Here is a 2,403-nt window from a genome sequence, read left to right on the forward strand (position 1 = left end):
CTATTTATCGGCACCGGCAACAGCAGCCTCTTCAAAGGTTGCCACTTCAGTCAATATTGCAACAGCGCCCTCGACGAGGTTCATTGCCACTGCAGCGCCCGTTCCTTCACCCAGGCGAAAAGAGAGATCCAGCAACGGTTTTCTGCACCCCAGAAACTCCTGCATTGCCTTGTGACCAGGCTCAACGGACCGATGGGAAAATACAAGATAATCTCTGATAAATGGCTCGATTTTGCAGGCAATGAGTGCAGCCGCCGTAGAAATAAAACCATCAATCAGAACAGGTTTTCTGTTGGCGGCTGCCCCGAGAATAACACCGGCAATGCCACCTATTTCAAAGCCGCCTACCTTGGCTAAAATATCAAGGCCGTCCTTCGGGTCCACCTTGTTCACTTCAAGAATCCTGTTGATCACTTCTATTTTATGGTTCAGCTGTTCATCATCCAGCCCTGTTCCTCTGCCGGTCAGCTCCTCAACCGGCCTGCCGGTACAGATGGCGGCAATTGCAGTTGACGGTGTGGTATTGCCTATACCCATATCTCCAGTACCGAAAAGGTCGATTTCATCAGCAAGGCTTTCCACGACATCAATACCCGATTCCACCGCCCGTCTGGCCATTGCCTTGCTCATGGCCGGTCCTGCGGCAATATTGTCTGTCCCAAGACCAACTTTCCTGTTGATGATTTTACCGGCATCAGCAAGGTCGTTCAGATCTGCCGCAACACCCATGTCAACGACAACAACCCTGGCACCCGCCTGGTTTGCCAGGGCATTTATCCCCGCACCGCCATTGACAAAATTGTATACCATCTGTGGGGTAACTTCGCTGGGGAATTTAGAAATATTTTCCCTGACAACTCCGTGATCTCCCGCCATGGTAATAATCGCTTTTCTTGCCACATCAGGCCGCAGAGAACGGGTCATGCCGGCGATATCGATTGCCAGATCCATTAAATCCCCAAGAGCCCAGTGAGGAAGAGCCAGGTTATCAAGTCGCTCTTTTGCCTTATCCCTGGCCTCACTGTCCTGGGGATAAATCTTTTCAATTGTTCTTTCAAGCACACTCATTTATAAAAATCCTCCTTCATCCTTGACTATCAACGTCGCCCAGGTAACTACGCCCAGGGCAGCAGTAATTGCTCAGGATATTTTCTTTTTTATCGTTAGTGGAACGCCACAGCTGACCAGCACCACCTCATCAGCCTTTTGACCGATAAGCTGGTTGCATGTGCCCACGAGATCCCTATATTTTCTCGCAAGCCTGTTCTCCGGCACTACACCAAGTCCCACTTCATTAGTCACACAGATCACCGTGCCCGGAAATTTTTCCATCGCCCGCAACCATCCAAGACACAACTCTTTTATTACAAAATCATCGACCTTCTCTTCACCATAGGTGAAAAGAATATTATTGACCCAGAGGGTAACACAGTCCAGGAGAACTACTCCCGCACCCTGTACCCTTTCCGGAAACAGTTCCGCCAACTCAATTTCTTCTTCGATTGTCCGCCATCCCCTCCCCCGGCGTTCTTCTCTGTGCCGTCTGACCCGATCAGACATTTCCCGGTCAATGGAAGGACAGGTCGCAATAAATATTCGGGAGTCTGACCTTTTTTCCGCTACTTCAAGCGCATATGAGCTTTTTCCGCTTCTGGCTCCCCCTGTAACCAACATCAGTTCTGCCATTTTTTCTCTCCTGAGATCATCACGGATTCAATAACCTGGTCAAAACTCCACCGGAATCGTGCAATTCTATTTCAGAAAACCCACCTGGCTGTAAAGAAAATATCATTTTCTTTTCAGGGTTAATTCCGAGAAAAGTGCAGAGCAGGTGCCGAAGAGTTCCCCCATGGGCGATGATCAGAATGCGGTTTTGTTCTGTCTCAATGATCTGTCTTGAAAATCGATCAATCCTGTGACCAAAGTCCCGGATACATTCTCCTTCAGGAAAACAAAAGCTGTCCCCCGCCCTGCTCCATTCATCGACAAGGTGAGCGTCTTTTCCAAGAATTTCTTCAAAAGTCATCCCTTCCCATCGGCCAAAATCAATCTCCCGCAGGTCGCCGACAATCCTGACATCCGCACTCAATTGCAGTAACCTGCAAGTCTCACGGCAACGCTCCAGCGGGCTGCAGAAGATCTGCTCAATATTTTTTCCTTGAAAAGACGCCGCTGTTTCTGCAATCATAGCCCGACCGTTGTCAGACAGGGCTACATCTGTTGAACCGACATACCGGCCATTCAACAGCGTTTCCCCATGACGCAGAAGAAAGATTGTTTTTTTCATCGGTTTTTTTCCCGACCCATCATTTTTTTCCGCAATGTTCCCGCGAGTTGCTGGGCCTCTGACAGTTCTTTACCGGAGAGCAGGGTTTCCAGATAATCCCTTGCTGCTACTGCGGA

The 2,403-nt window shown here is 49.3% G+C and carries 3 protein-coding genes; all 3 read right to left on the reverse strand.

What is annotated here, in order from left to right; translation table 11 throughout:
* On the reverse strand, window positions 1–1,068 hold the full coding sequence (gene cobT, locus ACXLDX_RS11950) for a nicotinate-nucleotide--dimethylbenzimidazole phosphoribosyltransferase (protein WP_457577414.1): 1,068 nt from the start codon (window positions 1,066–1,068) through the stop codon (window positions 1–3).
* A gap of 72 nt (window positions 1,069–1,140) precedes the next feature.
* Window positions 1,141–1,686: a bifunctional adenosylcobinamide kinase/adenosylcobinamide-phosphate guanylyltransferase gene (gene cobU / locus ACXLDX_RS11955; protein WP_457577415.1), complete on the reverse strand. Its 546-nt coding sequence runs from the start codon at window positions 1,684–1,686 to the stop codon at window positions 1,141–1,143.
* Between the two features lie 19 nt (window positions 1,687–1,705).
* Window positions 1,706–2,287: a histidine phosphatase family protein gene (locus tag ACXLDX_RS11960; protein WP_457577416.1), complete on the reverse strand. Its 582-nt coding sequence runs from the start codon at window positions 2,285–2,287 to the stop codon at window positions 1,706–1,708.
* Window positions 2,288–2,403: the final 116 nt, after the last annotated feature.

This window comes from Desulfomarina sp., from assembly GCF_054039375.1.

Bases quoted from the DNA above. Each gene is read 5' to 3' on its own strand.
- cobT (WP_457577414.1), bottom strand. From the start codon at position 1,068: ATGAGTGTGCTTGAAAGAACAATTGAAAAGATTTATCCCCAGGACAGT.
- cobU (WP_457577415.1), bottom strand. From the start codon at position 1,686: ATGGCAGAACTGATGTTGGTTACAGGGGGAGCCAGAAGCGGAAAAAGC.
- ACXLDX_RS11960 (WP_457577416.1), bottom strand. From the start codon at position 2,287: ATGAAAAAAACAATCTTTCTTCTGCGTCATGGGGAAACGCTGTTGAAT.